Source organism: Streptomyces sp. NPDC048442 (genome assembly GCF_040651475.1).
Lineage (GTDB): Bacteria > Actinomycetota > Actinomycetes > Streptomycetales > Streptomycetaceae > Streptomyces.
Map to the genome: position 1 here is coordinate 168,044 of NZ_JBEZKB010000008.1, position 14,919 is coordinate 182,962.

17 protein-coding genes and 4 tRNA genes are annotated in these 14,919 nt (G+C 69.6%); 14 read left to right on the forward strand and 7 right to left on the reverse strand.

What is annotated here, in order from left to right:
• Positions 1 to 188: 188 nt before the first annotated feature.
• Positions 189 to 677: a YajQ family cyclic di-GMP-binding protein gene (locus AB0D18_RS15040; RefSeq protein WP_362417148.1), complete on the reverse strand. Its 489-nt coding sequence runs from the start codon at positions 675 to 677 to the stop codon at positions 189 to 191.
• Positions 678 to 880: 203 nt separating this feature from the next.
• On the opposite strand from AB0D18_RS15040, the gene AB0D18_RS15045 reads away from it, so the two are divergent.
• A tRNA-Tyr gene (locus tag AB0D18_RS15045) sits at positions 881 to 962 on the forward strand.
• 88 nt (positions 963 to 1,050) lie between these two features.
• Here AB0D18_RS15045 and AB0D18_RS15050 read toward each other — a convergent pair.
• The 3 genes from AB0D18_RS15050 to AB0D18_RS15060 all read right to left on the reverse strand — a co-directional run bounded on the left by AB0D18_RS15050 (position 1,051) and on the right by AB0D18_RS15060 (position 3,835).
• Positions 1,051 to 1,548 carry a GyrI-like domain-containing protein gene (locus tag AB0D18_RS15050; protein ID WP_362417151.1) on the reverse strand — a complete coding sequence of 166 codons (498 nt, stop codon included), beginning with the start codon at positions 1,546 to 1,548 and terminating at the stop codon, positions 1,051 to 1,053.
• 104 nt (positions 1,549 to 1,652) lie between these two features.
• Entirely contained in the window at positions 1,653 to 2,309 is a 657-nt protein-coding gene (locus AB0D18_RS15055; RefSeq protein WP_362417153.1) for an SDR family oxidoreductase, read from the reverse strand.
• 251 nt (positions 2,310 to 2,560) lie between these two features.
• On the reverse strand, positions 2,561 to 3,835 hold the full coding sequence (locus AB0D18_RS15060; RefSeq protein ID WP_362417156.1) for an amidohydrolase family protein: 1,275 nt from the start codon (positions 3,833 to 3,835) through the stop codon (positions 2,561 to 2,563).
• A gap of 249 nt (positions 3,836 to 4,084) precedes the next feature.
• Between AB0D18_RS15060 and AB0D18_RS15065 the strand changes: the two genes are divergently transcribed.
• The 6 genes from AB0D18_RS15065 to AB0D18_RS15090 all read left to right on the forward strand — a co-directional run bounded on the left by AB0D18_RS15065 (position 4,085) and on the right by AB0D18_RS15090 (position 6,771).
• A tRNA-Thr gene (locus tag AB0D18_RS15065) sits at positions 4,085 to 4,157 on the forward strand.
• Between the two features lie 48 nt (positions 4,158 to 4,205).
• A tRNA-Met gene (locus AB0D18_RS15070) sits at positions 4,206 to 4,278 on the forward strand.
• A gap of 89 nt (positions 4,279 to 4,367) precedes the next feature.
• Positions 4,368 to 4,532 (forward strand): 50S ribosomal protein L33, encoded by a 165-nt coding sequence (gene rpmG, locus AB0D18_RS15075; protein WP_007265873.1) that lies wholly within the window; start codon positions 4,368 to 4,370, stop codon positions 4,530 to 4,532.
• Between the two features lie 127 nt (positions 4,533 to 4,659).
• Entirely contained in the window at positions 4,660 to 5,115 is a 456-nt protein-coding gene (locus tag AB0D18_RS15080) for a MaoC family dehydratase N-terminal domain-containing protein (RefSeq protein WP_362417159.1), read from the forward strand.
• A 1-nt stretch (position 5,116) separates the two neighbouring features.
• The gene (locus tag AB0D18_RS15085; RefSeq protein WP_362417162.1) at positions 5,117 to 5,545 is read left to right on the forward strand and encodes a MaoC family dehydratase; all 429 of its coding nucleotides are present in this window, start codon (positions 5,117 to 5,119) and stop codon (positions 5,543 to 5,545) included.
• A 170-nt stretch (positions 5,546 to 5,715) separates the two neighbouring features.
• The gene (locus AB0D18_RS15090; protein WP_362417164.1) at positions 5,716 to 6,771 is read left to right on the forward strand and encodes a UDP-N-acetylmuramate dehydrogenase; all 1,056 of its coding nucleotides are present in this window, start codon (positions 5,716 to 5,718) and stop codon (positions 6,769 to 6,771) included.
• A 33-nt stretch (positions 6,772 to 6,804) separates the two neighbouring features.
• Here the strand turns inward: AB0D18_RS15090 and AB0D18_RS15095 are convergent, their stop codons facing one another.
• Positions 6,805 to 7,437, reverse strand: a complete 633-nt coding sequence (locus AB0D18_RS15095) for an NAD(P)H-binding protein (protein WP_362417167.1) — start codon at positions 7,435 to 7,437, stop codon at positions 6,805 to 6,807.
• A 99-nt stretch (positions 7,438 to 7,536) separates the two neighbouring features.
• Between AB0D18_RS15095 and AB0D18_RS15100 the strand changes: the two genes are divergently transcribed.
• Positions 7,537 to 8,139 (forward strand): TetR/AcrR family transcriptional regulator, encoded by a 603-nt coding sequence (locus AB0D18_RS15100; RefSeq protein WP_362417170.1) that lies wholly within the window; start codon positions 7,537 to 7,539, stop codon positions 8,137 to 8,139.
• A gap of 36 nt (positions 8,140 to 8,175) precedes the next feature.
• Here AB0D18_RS15100 and AB0D18_RS15105 read toward each other — a convergent pair whose 3' ends face one another.
• Positions 8,176 to 9,228, reverse strand: coding sequence for an adenosine deaminase (locus tag AB0D18_RS15105; protein ID WP_362417173.1), 1,053 nt, complete (start codon positions 9,226 to 9,228; stop codon positions 8,176 to 8,178).
• A 121-nt stretch (positions 9,229 to 9,349) separates the two neighbouring features.
• Complete coding sequence (locus tag AB0D18_RS15110; protein ID WP_362417176.1) at positions 9,350 to 10,576, reverse strand: pyridoxal phosphate-dependent aminotransferase; 1,227 nt, start codon at positions 10,574 to 10,576, stop codon at positions 9,350 to 9,352.
• A gap of 195 nt (positions 10,577 to 10,771) precedes the next feature.
• Here AB0D18_RS15110 and AB0D18_RS15115 point away from each other — a divergent pair.
• From AB0D18_RS15115 to AB0D18_RS15140, 6 genes are all read left to right on the forward strand, one after another.
• Positions 10,772 to 10,844: transfer RNA gene (locus tag AB0D18_RS15115), tRNA-Trp, on the forward strand.
• Positions 10,845 to 10,950: 106 nt separating this feature from the next.
• Positions 10,951 to 11,229 (forward strand): preprotein translocase subunit SecE, encoded by a 279-nt coding sequence (gene secE / locus AB0D18_RS15120; protein ID WP_362417178.1) that lies wholly within the window; start codon positions 10,951 to 10,953, stop codon positions 11,227 to 11,229.
• A gap of 82 nt (positions 11,230 to 11,311) precedes the next feature.
• Positions 11,312 to 12,238, forward strand: coding sequence for a transcription termination/antitermination protein NusG (gene nusG / locus AB0D18_RS15125; protein ID WP_362417181.1), 927 nt, complete (start codon positions 11,312 to 11,314; stop codon positions 12,236 to 12,238).
• Between the two features lie 176 nt (positions 12,239 to 12,414).
• Complete coding sequence (rplK, locus tag AB0D18_RS15130) at positions 12,415 to 12,849, forward strand: 50S ribosomal protein L11 (protein WP_214974378.1); 435 nt, start codon at positions 12,415 to 12,417, stop codon at positions 12,847 to 12,849.
• A 108-nt stretch (positions 12,850 to 12,957) separates the two neighbouring features.
• Positions 12,958 to 13,680, forward strand: coding sequence for a 50S ribosomal protein L1 (gene rplA / locus AB0D18_RS15135; RefSeq protein WP_362417185.1), 723 nt, complete (start codon positions 12,958 to 12,960; stop codon positions 13,678 to 13,680).
• A gap of 119 nt (positions 13,681 to 13,799) precedes the next feature.
• On the forward strand, positions 13,800 to 14,759 hold the full coding sequence (locus tag AB0D18_RS15140) for a hypothetical protein (RefSeq protein ID WP_362417188.1): 960 nt from the start codon (positions 13,800 to 13,802) through the stop codon (positions 14,757 to 14,759).
• Positions 14,760 to 14,919 lie beyond the last annotated feature (160 nt).

Consider the following 14,919-nt stretch of genomic DNA (forward strand, 5'->3'; position numbering starts at 1 on the left):
GGACATGGCACTCGCAGCGGAGACGGCCCTCCGGAGACGGCCATCCGGAAACGGCCCTCCGAAAAACGGCTCTACGGAAGGGGACGTACGCGAAGGGCAAGCACGCGAAGGGGGCGGGAGCCGGCCCGAAGCCACCCACCGCCCCCGTTCGGAGACCGCCTACCGCATCAGCTGCCGGCGACAGCGCCTCAGCGGTAGTTCACAAACTGGATCGCGAACTCGAAGTCCTTGCCCTTGAGCAGCGTCTGCACGGTCTGCAGGTCGTCGCGGCTCTTCGAGCTGACCCGCAGTTCGTCGCCCTGCACCTGCGCCTTGACGCCCTTGGGCCCCTCGTCGCGGATGATCTTGGCGACCTTCTTCGCGTTGTCCTGGGAGATGCCCTCCTCGATGGACGAGAAGATCTTGTACTCCTTGCCGGACAGCTGGGGCTCGCCCGCGTCCAGCACCTTCAGCGAGATCCCGCGCTTGACCAGCTTGGTCTCGAAGACGTCGAGGATCGCCTTGACGCGCTCCTCGGAGTTCGCCTCCATCAGGATCTTCTCGCCGGACCACGAGATCGAGGCACCGACGTTCTTGAAGTCGTAGCGCTGCGAGATCTCCTTCGCGGCCTGGTTGAGGGCGTTGTCGACCTCCTGCCGCTCGACCTTCGAGACGATGTCGAAACTGGAGTCGGCCATGTCCTGTGGCTCCTTGATGTGGGTGACGGGTACGGCGTGCAAGCCCCGGGCGCAAGGCCCGGAGTACGGCACAAAGCCTAGCCACCCGTACGGACGGCGGGCGCTGATCAATCGAGTGGCGGAGCACCCCTGGTCATCAGGTATCGTTTACGTCGTCCCCAGGGAAAAGCGCCGCGAGGCGAAAATCCACGGTGACATCCCATGGCGGTGTGCCCGAGTGGCCAATGGGAACGGACTGTAAATCCGTCGGCTTAGCCTACCCAGGTTCGAATCCTGGCGCCGCCACAAAAGAAGGCCCCTGATCTGCGGAAACGCGGAGCAGGGGCCTTCGGGTTTTCCCGGCCGGCCAGTGCCCGGATCCCTCAATCGGCCACTACCCGGACGCCAGGCGGAAAGCCAGCTCCGTCTCCCACTTGTTCAGGTCCGGCTCCACGCGCGGATCCGTCTTGTACGTCTCCAGTCGGCCGACCCAGCGCTCACCGTCCTCCGTCGCCGTCATGTCCCATTCAAGGCCCCGCCCTTCGGCCCAGGCGAGCAGCTCCGCCGTGACGCCGATCAGCTCGTCCGGGTGGCCGAAATGCGTCACCGTCGCGTACTTTCCCGCGGGCAGCAGGCCCGACAGCACGTCGCCCTCCGGCTTGAGCGACACCGCAACCGGAACACCCGCCTCGACTTCCAACTCCCCCTGCGCGCCGATCAGGTTGTACCGGAAGAACGGTCCGCCGAGCGGTTCCGTTCCCCGCGCCGCGAGCCAGCCGAAGAGCTCCAGGAACCGGTCGGCGATCAGATGGAAACTGTCCATGCGAACCCGCCCCCGGAACGCCACATAGGGCTGCTCGTCCCGCTCCACGACCACAGGTTCCGTGTGCATGTGACTCCTTCGCTCAGGCTCGGATCCGGCACGGTGACGACCGCGCGGCGGCACCGAACTCATCGGTCCCGCCGCGCAGTTCCCTCCCCGGCCGTTCCCGCCGTTCAGTTACCGGCCACGTCCTTCACCGCGACCGACACCGGCACGCTTCCCCCGATGAGCTCCAGCGTCAGCCCCGCCGTCGACGGCGTCTCCAGCAGGTCCGCCAGCACCGCCGCCACGTCGTCCCGCGTCACCGGCCCGCGCCCCGTGGAAGCGCCCAGCGTCACCAGCCCGGTCCCCGCGTCGTTCGTCAGCTGTCCGGGCCGCAGGACCGTCCAGTCCAGGCCGTCCCTGGCCCGTACGTCCGCGTCCGCGGCCCCCTTGGCCCGCAGGTACGCGTCGAAGATCTCGTCGCCCGGGTGCGCCGGGTCGGCGCCCATCGAGGACACCACCACATAGCGGCGGACGCCCGCCCGCTCGGCGGCGTCCGCGAACAGCACGGCCGCGTCGCGGTCCACGGTGCCCTTGCGGGCGACCCCGCTGCCCGGACCCGCGCCGGCCGCGAAGACGGCCGCGGTGGCGCCCTCAAGGGCGGCGGCGACCTCCTCGACCGACGCCGACTCCAGGTCGAGCACGACCGGTTCGGCGCCCGCCGCCCGCAGGTCGTCGCTCTGCTTCGGGTCACGGACGATGCCCGCGACCTCACCTCCGCGTGCGGCGAGCAAACGCTCCAGCCGCAGCGCGATCTGACCGTGTCCACCAGCGATGACAGTGCGCATGTTTCCGACCGTACGCCCACCGGGCCGCCCCCGCTCAGAGTGCCGCCCGCACCACCCTCCGAGCGGCTGTACGGTCACCCGGCCGACGGCGCTCAGTGCCCTGCTCGCCCGCGCCCAGAGCCCTGCTCGCCTGCGCCCAGCACACTGCTCGACGGCACTCAGTGCCCCGCTCAGGCCCTCTCAGGGCCTCGCCCCGGAATCGCGGACAGTGCCCCGCCCCGACGGCGCCCAGCACCCCGCCCCGGCGCCCCTCACGCCCCCGCTCCCGTCCCCGCCCGTCCCTGGCGCGGCAGTTCGAGCTCCGCGGCCGTCACCATGTCGCAGTACTCGCGCACCGCGCTGGTCCGCGCCACCACCCGCCCCCGGTGCACCACGATCCGGCTGTACGCCAGCGACAGCACGCCCGACAGCCGCTCGCCGCGGACCGCCACCAGCTCCGCCGGGAACCCCGCCTCCAGCCGCACCTCGGGCAGTCCCATCGCCTCGCGCGCCGCCGTCGCCACCGTGTCGTACGCGTCCTGCGGGCGCATCCCGCTCTGCGAGGCAAGCAGGTACGCCGCCTCAAGAGGGTCCCCGCGCCCGACCGGGTTGGCCAGGTCCCGCAGCGCCCCGCTGCCCGCCGCGAGCCGCACACCGGCCGCCCTCAGCAGCCGTACCGGTGCCACTCCCCGCTGGTCCACCCCGCCGCACCCGCCCTGCGGCTGGCACACCACGCTCACCCCGGCCGCCGCGAGCTGGTCGGCGGCCCGCGTCGCCACCTCAAGAGGCAGCCGCGAGAGCCCACCGCACGGACCGATCGCGACCCCCGGGCGCAGCCCGCCGGCCATCGCCGCGAGCCGAGCCAGCCGTGCCGGGTCGTCACCGTCCGTGTGCAGGTCGACCGGGCAGCCGTGCTCGGCGGCCACTTCGAGCACCCGCTCCACGTAGCCGGCCGGATCAGGGTCCAGGTCCGGGCAGCCGCCCACCACGGCGGCGCCCATCTTCACCGCGTCCCGCAGCATCGCCAGGCCGTCCGCCCCGGCCACTCCGGTCAGCAGCCGAGGCACGGCCACCGCCGACAGGTCGACGAGCCCGCGCAGCGACCGCCGCGACTGGAGGACCGCCTTCATCGGGCCGAGCCCGTGCACGTCCCCGATCCGCACGTGCGAGCGCAGCGCCGTCGCGCCGTGCCCGAGCTGCAGCAGCGCCGCCTCCGTGGTCCGCCGCTGGACGTCCTGGGCCGCGTACGAGACGGGCCCGCCCGCGTCGGCCGTCAGCGCGGTGTCGCTGTGCGCGTGGGGCTCGGCGGGGGCGGGCAGCAGCAGGAAGCCGGAGAGGTCCTCGCGGGAGGCGGTGTGCGCCGGAAGGCTCCCCGCCGTCCCGACCGCCTCGATGCGCCCCTCGCTGAGCCGTACGTCGACCGTGCGGCCGTCGGTGAGGCGGGCGCCGCTCAACAGCAAAGTGGCGGCGGCACCGTCGGCGGCGGGGCCGCCGGAGCTGCAGGGGTTCCCCCGGTGGCGAGGCGGCTGCGGCTGACTGTCGGACATCGCGCTCCTGGCGGGCTCGGGCGGAGAGGGGCGCGGCGGGGGAGTGTCCCGCACCCAAGATCACGCGGCGTCCGATCGAGCCTAGGGGCCCCTGTTCACGGCTTCGGGGAAGAGCGGAATAGTCGTACCGGAGTGACCTCCGGTGGCCTACGTGACAGGTGGTGGGAGCGGGTCCTGGAGGGGGTCTCGGAGGGGCCCGGATATGGATTTGGGGGATCGGCGCACACCCGTGTAATGTCTTCATCGCTCGCCCCAATAGCTCAGTCGGTAGAGCGTCTCCATGGTAAGGAGAAGGTCTGCGGTTCGATTCCGCATTGGGGCTCTGGTGTTCGGAGATCCTCCCCCTCGGGGGAGGTGATCCAGGCATCAAAGCGGTGTAGCTCAGTCGGTAGAGCAAGCGGCTCATAATCGCTGTGTCACCGGTTCAAGTCCGGTCACCGCTACGGGTAGTAGCCGATTGCAGGGTCGGTCCTCCGATCGGCTACTCTTTTTTGCGTTCATCCGTACATCCGTCCGTCCAAGGAGCACTCACGTGGCTGCCACCGACGTCCGCCCGAAGATCACGCTGGCCTGCGTGGAGTGCAAGGAGCGGAACTACATCACCAAGAAGAACCGGCGTAACAACCCGGACCGCATGGAGATGAAGAAGCACTGCCCGCGCTGCAACTCGCACACGGCGCACCGCGAAACGCGCTAAGCACAGGCTCGTACACGAGGCCGTCCCCGATTGCTGGGGGCGGCCTCGTGTCGTTTGTCACGCACTGTTTCCTTTTCCGAAGATCCCCGAAGATCCCTTTCGGAACTCACTCAGGAGGTACGAGTCCATGGCGCTCGACCAGTCCTTCGTGGGGCGGTCCTATCCGCCCACCTCGGCGTACGAGGTCGGCCGGGAGAAGATCCGCGAGTTCGCCGAGGCCGTCGGCGACAGCAATCCCGCGTACACCGATCAGGAAGCCGCCAAGGCGCTCGGACACCCCGATGTGATCGCTCCGCCGACCTTCGTGTTCGCGATCACGTTCAAGGCCGCCGGGCTGGTGATCGAGGACCCGCAGCTGGGGCTCGACTACAGCCGGGTGGTGCACGGGGACCAGAAGTTCGCCTACTCCCGTCCGGTGCGGGCGGGCGACCGGCTGTCGGTCACCTCGACCATCGAGGCGATCAAGTCGATGGCGGGCAACGACATCCTGGACATCCGTGGTGAGGTCCACGACGAGAGCGGTGAGCACGTCGTGACCGCCTGGACGAAGCTGGTGGCGCGTGCCGCCGCCGAGGAGGCGTGAGATGGCTGCCAAGATCGCGTACGCGGACGTCGAGGTCGGCACCGAGCTGCCCGCGCAGTCCTTCCCCGTGAGTCGCGCCACACTGGTGCGCTACGCGGGCGCCTCGGGTGACTTCAATCCGATCCACTGGAACGAGAAGTTCGCGGTCGGGGTCGGGCTGCCCGACGTGATCGCGCACGGCATGTTCACCATGGCCGAGGCGATCCGCGTGGTCACCGACTGGGCCGGCGACCCGGCCGCCGTCGTCGAGTACGGGGTGCGCTTCACCAAGCCAGTTGTCGTGCCGAACGACGACGAGGGCGCGCTGATCGAGGTGAGCGGCAAGGTGGCCGTCCTGCTGGACGACAACCGGGTCCGGGTGGACCTCGTCGCGATGAGCGCCGGCCAGAAGGTGCTGGGCATGTCCCGCGCGGTGGTCCGGCTCGGCTGAGACACAGGCTGGCAGGTCGAAAGGGTCGAAAGGGTCGAAAGTAAGGGGCGGTCTCCTGGAGGCCGCCCCTTACTTCGTAGGAGCGGCGACGACGAGCCCGCTCCGACCCGCGCCCCGCGGCCGCGTCCGGCCGGCGGGGGCCGCGCCCACGCTCTCGTACGCTGGACCCCGTGCAGGAACTCCACGATGCCCCCCTCGCCCCCCTGACCACCTTCCGCCTCGGCGGCCCCGCGGCCCGTCTGGTCACGGCCACCACCGACGACGAGGTGATCGCCGTCGTCCGCGAGGCCGACGCCGCAGGCACTCCGCTGCTGATCGTCGGCGGCGGCAGCAACCTGATCATCGGTGACAAGGGCTTCGACGGAACCGCCCTGCGCATCGCCACCAAGGGCTTCCACCTCGACGGTACGAAGCTGGAACTGGCCGCGGGGGAGGTCTGGACCGACGCCGTCGCCCGCACCGTCGAAGCAGGCCTCGCAGGCATCGAGTGCCTCGCCGGAATCCCCGGCTCCGCCGGTGCGACGCCCATCCAGAACGTCGGCGCGTACGGCCAGGACGTCTCCAGCACCGTCACTGAGGTCGACGCGTACGACCGGCGCACGGGCGAGCGGGTCACCCTCGCCAACGCCGACTGCGCCTTCTCGTACCGCCACAGTCGCTTCAAGGAAGACCCGCACCGCTATGTGGTGCTGCGCGTGCGCTTCGAGCTGGAGGACGCGGGCGGGCTCTCCGCGCCGATCAAGTACCCGGAGACCGCCCGCAGCCTGGGGGTCTCGGCCGGCGACCGCGTCCCCGCCGCCACCGCGCGCGAGACCGTGCTGGGCCTGCGCGCGGGCAAGGGCATGGTCCTGGACGAGGCGGACCACGACACCTGGTCGGCGGGGTCCTTCTTCACCAACCCGATCCTCGACGAGGCCCAACTCGCGGACTTCCTCGCGCGCGTCCACACCCGCCTCGGCCCCGACACCGCCCCGCCCGCCTTCCCGGCGGGGGAGGGGCTGACCAAGACGTCGGCGGCCTGGCTGATCGACCGCGCGGGCTTCACCAAGGGGTACGGGGACGGACCCGCCCGCATCTCCACCAAGCACACCCTCGCCCTCACCAACCGGGGCCACGCCACCACCGAGGACCTCCTCGCCCTGGCCCGCGAGGTCGTCGAGGGCGTCCGCGAGGCGTTCGGCGTGACCCTGGTCAACGAGCCCGTGACGGTCGGCTGCTCCCTCTAGAAGCCCTTCAGCTCCCCGTTCCCTGCGGGGCCTTCAGTACGCCACCCCCACCCCCTGCTTCACCGCGGCCGGGTCGTCCAGCACCGCCAGCATCGCGTGGGCCACGTCGGCCCGCGCGATCGTCCGGCCGCTGCGCGGGGTGCCGCCGACGACCTTCCGGTACGTCCCGGTCAGCGGCTTGTCCGTCAGCTTCGGCGGCCGCACCGACGTCCAGTCCGTCGCGGAGCGGGCCAGCTCGCCCTCCATGACACGCAGATCGTCGTACACGCCCTTCAGGACCGCGCTGATCACCCGCCCGACGATCCGGTCGACGAGCGGCTGGCGCTCCGGCGGCGGGCCGACCGGGGCCGCGCTCACCACCACCAGGCGCCGGGTGCCCTCGGCCTCCATCGCGCGCAGCACCGTGCGGGTCAGCGTCGCCGCCACGCCCACGTCCTTGCGGCTGCGCGCCCCGAGTCCGGAGAGGACCGCCTCCCGCCCGGCCACGGCCTTCCGCAGGCCCTCCGGGTCCTTCAGGTCCGCCCGGAAGACGGTGAGCCGCCCACCGGTCACCGCGAACCGCGCCGGGTCGCGCACCACCGCCGTCACCTCGTGCCCCGCGGCCAGCGCCTGCTTGACGATCTCCTGCCCGATGCCGCCGGTGGCACCGAATACCGTGACCTTCATCGCACACCCTCCCAGGGTGGGTAAGTATTCACTCACCCCTAGAGTGGGTGAATGCTCACTCACCCGTCAAGCCCTGATCTCGGAGCATCCGGAGCACCCATGCACAAGCCCACCCGCGAACGCATCCTCGACGCCGCCCACGAGCTGATGCGCACCCTCGGCCTGTCCCGCGCCACCACCAAGGAGATCGCGAAGGCGGCAGGCTGCTCGGAGGCCGCGCTCTACAAGTACTTCGCGAGCAAGGAGGACCTCTTCGTCGCGGTGCTGACCGAGCGGCTGCCCAGGCTCACCCCGCTGCTGCACCGCCTCGCACTCGACCCCGGCGCGCGCTCCGTCGGGGAGAACCTCACCGAGATCGCCCGCCAGGCCGTCCTCTTCTACGCCGAGAGCTTCCCGATCGCCGCCTCGCTCTACGCCGAGACCAGGCTCAAGGCCCGCCACGACACCGCCATGCGGGACATGGGCACCGGACCCCACATGCCCATCGAGGGCCTGGACGCCTATCTGCGCACCGAACAGGCCGCAGGCCGCCTCGCCCCCACCGCCGACACCTTCGCGGCCGCCTCGCTGCTCCTGGGGGCCTGCGCGCAGCGCTCCTTCGCGTACGACACGGAGGGAAGGATCGGCAAGGAGCCCCCGCAGAACGTCGACGACTTCGCCGCGGCCCTCGCCGCCACCCTCCTGGGGGGCATCAGCGGGTGACGCCCACTCCGCCGGCCGCGCGCCGACGGGCAGTGCTCACCCCGCCAGCCACGCGTCGATCCCGCTCAGCAGCTCCTCCCGTACGCCTGCGGGCGCGGCCGACCCGCGCACCGACTGCCGTGCCAGCTCGGCCAGTTCGGCATCGGTGAACCCGTGGTGCTCCCGCGCCAGTTCGTACTGCGCGGCCAGCCGCGACCCGAACAGCAGCGGGTCGTCCGCCCCCAGCGCCATCGGCACCCCCGCCTCAAAGAGGGTGCGCAGCGGCACGTCCTCGGGCTTTTCGTACACCCCGAGCGCGACGTTCGACGAGGGGCACACCTCGCAGGTGATGCCCCGGTCCGCGAGCCGCTTGAGCAGCCGCGGGTCCTCGGCGGCCCGCACCCCGTGCCCGATCCGCGAAGCGTGCAGGTCGTCCAGGCAGTCCCGTACGGAAGCGGGCCCGGTCAGCTCACCGCCGTGCGGAGCCGCAAGGAGCCCGCCCTCGCGGGCGATCGAGAAGGCGCGGTCGAAGTCCCGGGCCATTCCCCGCCGTTCGTCGTTCGAAAGACCGAAGCCGACGATCCCGCGGTCCGCGTACCGCACCGCGAGCCGCGCCAGCGTCCGCGCATCAAGAGGGTGCTTCATCCGGTTCGCCGCGACCAGCACCCGCATCCCGAGCCCGGTCTCCCGCGACGCGCTGTCCACCGCGTCCAGGATGATCTCCAGCGCCGGAATCAGCCCGCCGAGCAGCGGTGCGTACGACGTCGGATCGACCTGGATCTCCAGCCACCCCGACCCGTCCCGCACATCCTCCTCGGCGGCCTCGCGCACCAGCCGCTGGATGTCCTCGGGCGTACGCAGACACGACCGCGCCGCGTCGTACAGCCGCTGGAAGCGGAACCAGCCCCGCTCGTCGGTCGCCCGCAGCTTCGGCGGCTGACCGCTGGTCAGCGCATCGGGCAGATGGACCCCGTGCAGGTCGGCCAGTTCCAGCAGGGTCGAGGGCCGCATCGACCCGGTGAAATGCAGGTGCAGATGAGCCTTGGGGAGCAGGGTCAGATCACGTACACGCGGGGGGTTCGGGGGGTTCCCCCCTGAAAGGACGGGCATCCAAGGATCTTGCCGTACGTGCGACGCGCCCGGAAGTGTCTTTTCCCCAACGGGTGCACCCCCGAACGCAGAAACGGTCCTCCGGCCACAGGGCCGGAGGACCGTCATGGTGGGGGCGGCGTCAGTCGCGCGCCTCCGCAAGCAGCTTCTGCATCCGCGACACGCCCTCGACGAGGTCCTCGTCACCCAGCGCGTACGAAAGCCGCAGGTAACCCGGGGTCCCGAAGGCCTCGCCCGGAACGACCGCGACCTCCACCTCCTCCAGGATCAGCGCGGCCAGCTCGACCGAGGTCTGCGGGCGCTTGCCGCGGATCTCCTTGCCGAGCAGCCCCTTCACCGACGGGTACACGTAGAACGCGCCCTCGGGCGTCGGGCAGATCACGCCGTCGATCTCGCCGAGCATCCGCACGATCGTCTGGCGGCGCCGGTCGAAGGCGACCCGCATCTCGTCGACCGCGTCCAGCGGACCGGAGACGGCGGCGAGCGCGGCGACCTGCGCCACGTTGCTCACGTTGGACGTGGCGTGCGACTGAAGGTTCGTCGCGGCCTTCACCACGTCCTTCGGGCCGATGATCCAGCCGACCCGCCAGCCGGTCATCGCGTACGTCTTCGCCACGCCGTTGACCACGATGCACTTGTCGCGCAGCTCGGGCACGATCGCCGGCAGCGAGGTGAACTTCGCGTCGCCGTAGACCAGGTGCTCGTAGATCTCGTCGGTCAGCACCCACAGCCCGTGCTCGTGCGCCCAGCGGCCGATCGCTTCGGCGTCGGCCTCGCTGTAGACCGCGCCGGTCGGGTTCGACGGCGAGACGAAGAGGACGACCTTGGTGCGCTCGGTGCGCGCGGCCTCCAGCTGCTCGACGGAGACCCGGTAACCGGTCGTCTCGTCGGACATGACCTCCACCGGCACACCGCCCGCGAGCCGGATCGACTCGGGGTAGGTCGTCCAGTACGGAGCCGGGACGATGACCTCGTCGCCCGGGTCGAGGATCGCGGCGAACGCCTGGTAGATGGCCTGCTTGCCGCCGTTGGTGACCAGGACCTGCGAGGCGTCGACCTCGTAGCCCGAGTCGCGCAGCGTCTTCGCGGCGATCGCGTTCTTCAGCTCGGGGAGCCCGCCCGCCGGGGTGTAACGGTGGTACTTCGGGTTCGAGCAGGCCTCGATCGCGGCCTGGACGATGTAGTCCGGCGTCGGGAAGTCGGGCTCGCCCGCGCCGAAGCCGATGACCGGCCGGCCGGCGGCCTTGAGGGCCTTCGCCTTCGCGTCCACGGCAAGGGTGGCGGACTCGGAAATGGCACCGATGCGGGCGGATACCCGGCGCTCGGTCGGAGGAGTAGCAGCGCTCATGCGACCCATCGTCCCAGACCATCTACCGCCCCCGTACAGGGGTTTCACAGACTGGTCCGGGGCACGTCGGAGCCCTTTCTGTTCGACGCCGGGCCGCGGAGCACGTACACTCACCTGTCGTTGGCCCACAGCAGCCCGCTCCACCGAGCGCACTCCGTGCACTCAGTCGGATGCGGTAGGTTGGGGGAACCACAAAGGGTCGTAGCTCAATTGGTAGAGCACTGGTCTCCAAAACCAGCGGTTGGGGGTTCAAGTCCCTCCGGCCCTGCTACACACTCCTTCGCCGGGATGTGTGCGCATGTACGTACTTCTCTGCATTGTCGTGCGGCTCCACCGGGCGCGGCACGGCCACGACCCGGAATCAGGTGAGTAGCGTGACGGACGCCGTAGGCTCCATCGACATGCCTGATGCCCAGGACGAAGTGCCGAAGAAGGCGCGAAAGGGCGGCAAGCGGGGCAAAAAGGGCCCGCTCGGCCGCCTCGCGCAGTTCTACCGCCAGATCGTCGCGGAGCTGCGCAAGGTCGTCTGGCCCACCCGCAGTCAGCTGACGACGTACACCACTGTCGTCATCGTCTTCGTCGTGATCATGATCGGCGTCGTGACTGTGATCGACCAGGGCTTCTCGGCCGCTGTGAAGTACGTCTTCGGCTAAGCACTACTCGCGTAGGGCGCCTCCATTGGGCGCCCCTTTCGCGCGTTCCACCCATTTGTGTATCCAGGAAGAAGCAGCCACCGTGTCTGACCCGAACCTGAACGATGCCGGCGAGCCGGCGGCGGGCTCCTTCGAGTCCGTTGAGGACGAGACCGCCATCGTTGAGGCGGCGGACGCTGTGGAGCCCGACCAGGCCGAAGCTGCCGACGCCGCCGCTGGCGAGCCGGCCGAGGAAGCTGCCATGCACGTCGAGGACGAGGCCGTAGCGGTCGCGGAGACCGACGAGGACGAGGCTGCCGCCGAGGATGCTGCGGAGGCCGACGAGGTCGACGCGGAAGCCGCCGAGGTCGAGGCCGACGAGGCAGCGGCCGAGGTCGATCCCGCCGAGCCGGTGGACCCGATCGTGGCGCTCCGCGAGGAGCTGCGCACCCTGCCCGGCGAGTGGTACGTCATCCACACCTACGCCGGGTACGAGAAGCGCGTGAAGGCCAACCTGGAGCAGCGCGCCGTCTCCCTGAACGTCGAAGAGTTCATCTACCAGGCAGAAGTGCCGGAAGAAGAAATCGTTCAGATCAAGAACGGCGAGCGCAAGAACGTCCGCCAGAACAAGCTTCCGGGCTATGTCCTGGTGCGCATGGACCTCACCAACGAGTCCTGGGGCGTCGTCCGCAACACCCCCGGCGTCACCGGCTTCGTGGGCAACGCCTACGACCCGTACCCGCTGACCCTGGACGAGATCGTCAAGATGCTCGCCCCGGAGGCCGAGGAGAAGGCAGCCCGCGAGGCCGCCGAGGCCGAGGGCAAGCCGGCGCCGGCCCGTAAGCTCGCCGTCGAGGTCCTGGACTTCGAGGTCGGCGACGCGGTCACCGTCACGGACGGTCCGTTCGCCACGCTTCAGGCCACGATCAACGAGATCAACGCCGACTCGAAGAAGGTCAAGGGTCTCGTCGAGATCTTCGGCCGTGAGACTCCGGTCGAGCTCAGCTTCGACCAGATCCAGAAGAACTGACCCTCCCAGGGGCACTTCTGACAAGAGCTTCCGAACAGGTCAGATCGGGCTTCCAAAGCCGGTCTGACCTGCTCGGTTTTTAGCCGCACGTCTATACCCGTTATCGTTGTGCGGTATGCCTCCATCCGGATGATCGGATGGATGGCCGAAACTCTCACTAGGACCCGGAGAGAGCAATGCCTCCCAAGAAGAAGAAGGTCACGGGGCTTATCAAGCTCCAGATCAACGCGGGCGCCGCCAACCCGGCCCCGCCGGTCGGCCCGGCGCTCGGTCAGCACGGCGTCAACATCATGGAGTTCTGCAAGGCCTACAACGCCGCGACCGAGTCGCAGCGTGGCATGGTCGTGCCGGTGGAGATCACGGTCTACGAAGACCGCTCCTTCACCTTCGTGACGAAGACCCCGCCGGCCGCCAAGCTGATCCTCAAGGCCGCAGGTGTGGACAAGGGATCGGGCGAGCCCCACAAGACCAAGGTCGCGAAGCTCACCGCCGCTCAGGTGCGCGAGATCTCGACGGTCAAGCTCCCCGACCTGAACGCCAACGACCTTGACGCCGCCGACAAGATCATTGCCGGCACCGCCCGTTCCATGGGCATCACGGTCGAGGGCTGACAGCCCCCTCGTACGACCAGTGGTAGGGCCACGCGCCGGCCCGCACCACGACTCCACACATGCCACGCGGCGGAAGCCGCATGGTGAATACCTGACACAGGAGCAGCAGTGAAGCGCAGCAAGTCTCTCCGCGCTGCGGACGCCAAGATCGACTCGGAGCGTCTGTACGCCCCCCTCGAGGCCGTCCGTATCGCCAAGGACACCAGCTCGGTCAAGTTCGACGGCACCGTCGAGGTCGCCATGCGTCTGGGTGTCGACCCGCGCAAGGCCGACCAGATGGTCCGCGGCACCGTCAACCTTCCGCACGGCACCGGCAAGACCGCCCGGGTCCTGGTCTTCGCGACCGGTGACCGTGCTGCGGCCGCGGAAGCCGCTGGCGCCGACATCGTCGGCTCCGACGAACTGATCGACGAGGTGGCCAAGGGCCGCCTGGACTTCGACGCCGTCGTCGCCACCCCGGACCTCATGGGCAAGGTCGGCCGCCTCGGCCGCGTGCTCGGTCCGCGTGGTCTGATGCCGAACCCGAAGACCGGAACGGTCACCCCGGACGTGGCGAAGGCTGTCACGGACATCAAGGGCGGCAAGATCGAGTTCCGCGTCGACAAGCACTCGAACCTGCACTTCATCATCGGCAAGGTCTCCTTCGACGAGACCAAGCTGGTGGAGAACTACGCAGCGGCGCTGGAGGAGATCCTCCGTCTGAAGCCGTCCGCCGCCAAGGGCCGCTACATCAAGAAGGCCACGCTGGCCACCACGATGGGCCCCGGCATCCCGCTGGACTCCAACCGCACCCGCAACCTCCTCGTCGAGGAGGACCCGGCCGCCGTCTGAGTCGACTGACTCGTAAGGCTGCCGCGGGTTCCGCGCATCGAAGCCGGGTTGCATCCCTCTCCGCAGGGGTGCAGCCCGGCTTTTCGCTTTCCAGTCCCTTCTCGCCGAATTGAGGACATATGAACAGGGCACTCGTACGTCGTGCAGGTCTCTCCGTGCTGACGGTGGTCGCGCTGACCGGCCTGGCCGCCTGTGGCGGCGGTAACGGGGACGGTGGAGGCAATGGGGGCGGCAGCGATGGCAGCGGCGGCAGGCAGGCGGGCAGCGGCGGCAAGCAGGCCGGTGGCGGCACGGACAGCGCCCGCAGCGCCCTCAGCGTGCTCCAGTCCGTCCAGAAGAAGGCCGGCGCCGCGAAGTCCGCGAAGGTCGAGAGCACCATGTCGGTCGGCAGCACGATGGGCACCGAGAGCAAGGGTGCGATCCGCTGGGACAACGGCGTCACCGGAGTCATGGACCTCAGGTACACCAACGGCCCGATGGCCGAGAACCTGAAGAAATCCGGCAGCGACGGCAAGATGGAGGCCCGCTACCTCCCCGACGCGTACTACCTCGACATGGGGCCCGCCTTCGCCAAGGACTTGGGCGGCAAGTCCTGGATCCGTTACTCGTACGACGACATGGTCAAGCTGATGGGCCCCAGCGGCGCTCTGCTGAAGGACCAGATGCAGAACTCCACCCCGGAGCAGGGCGTGAAGCAGCTGCTGGCCTCCGGGCAGGTCAAGGAGGTCGGCAAGGAGGACGTCCGCGGTGTGCGGGCCACGCACTACACGGGCACCCTCGACGTCCAGAAGATGGCCGAGGCCAACTCGGGGCTCGACGCGAAGACCCTCGCGGGCCTCAAGAGCCAGCTGGAGCAGGCGGGCATCACCACCAGCACCGTCGACATCTGGGTCGACAAGGAGGACCTCCTGGTGAAGAAGGCCGAGCGCTCCGCGACGAAGAACGGCCCGTTCAACACCACCGCCTTCTACACGGACTACGGCGTGGACGTCACCGCCGAGGCCCCGCCGGCGGGAGAGACGCTCGACTTCAAGGAGCTCATGAAGAAGCAGAAGCAGAAGCAGCAGCAGCAGGGCTGACGGAATGCGGCCGGACGGCCCCAGGTCCGGGGGCCGTCCGGCCGATTTGCCTGACCTCGACACCGTCGCGTACTCTTCCGAGGAAGCCAAAGACCGCTGGTCGTTGTCGCGTGCTCGTAAGAGGACGTGGTGGCCGAAGGATCCGCTGGAAAGACGCGGA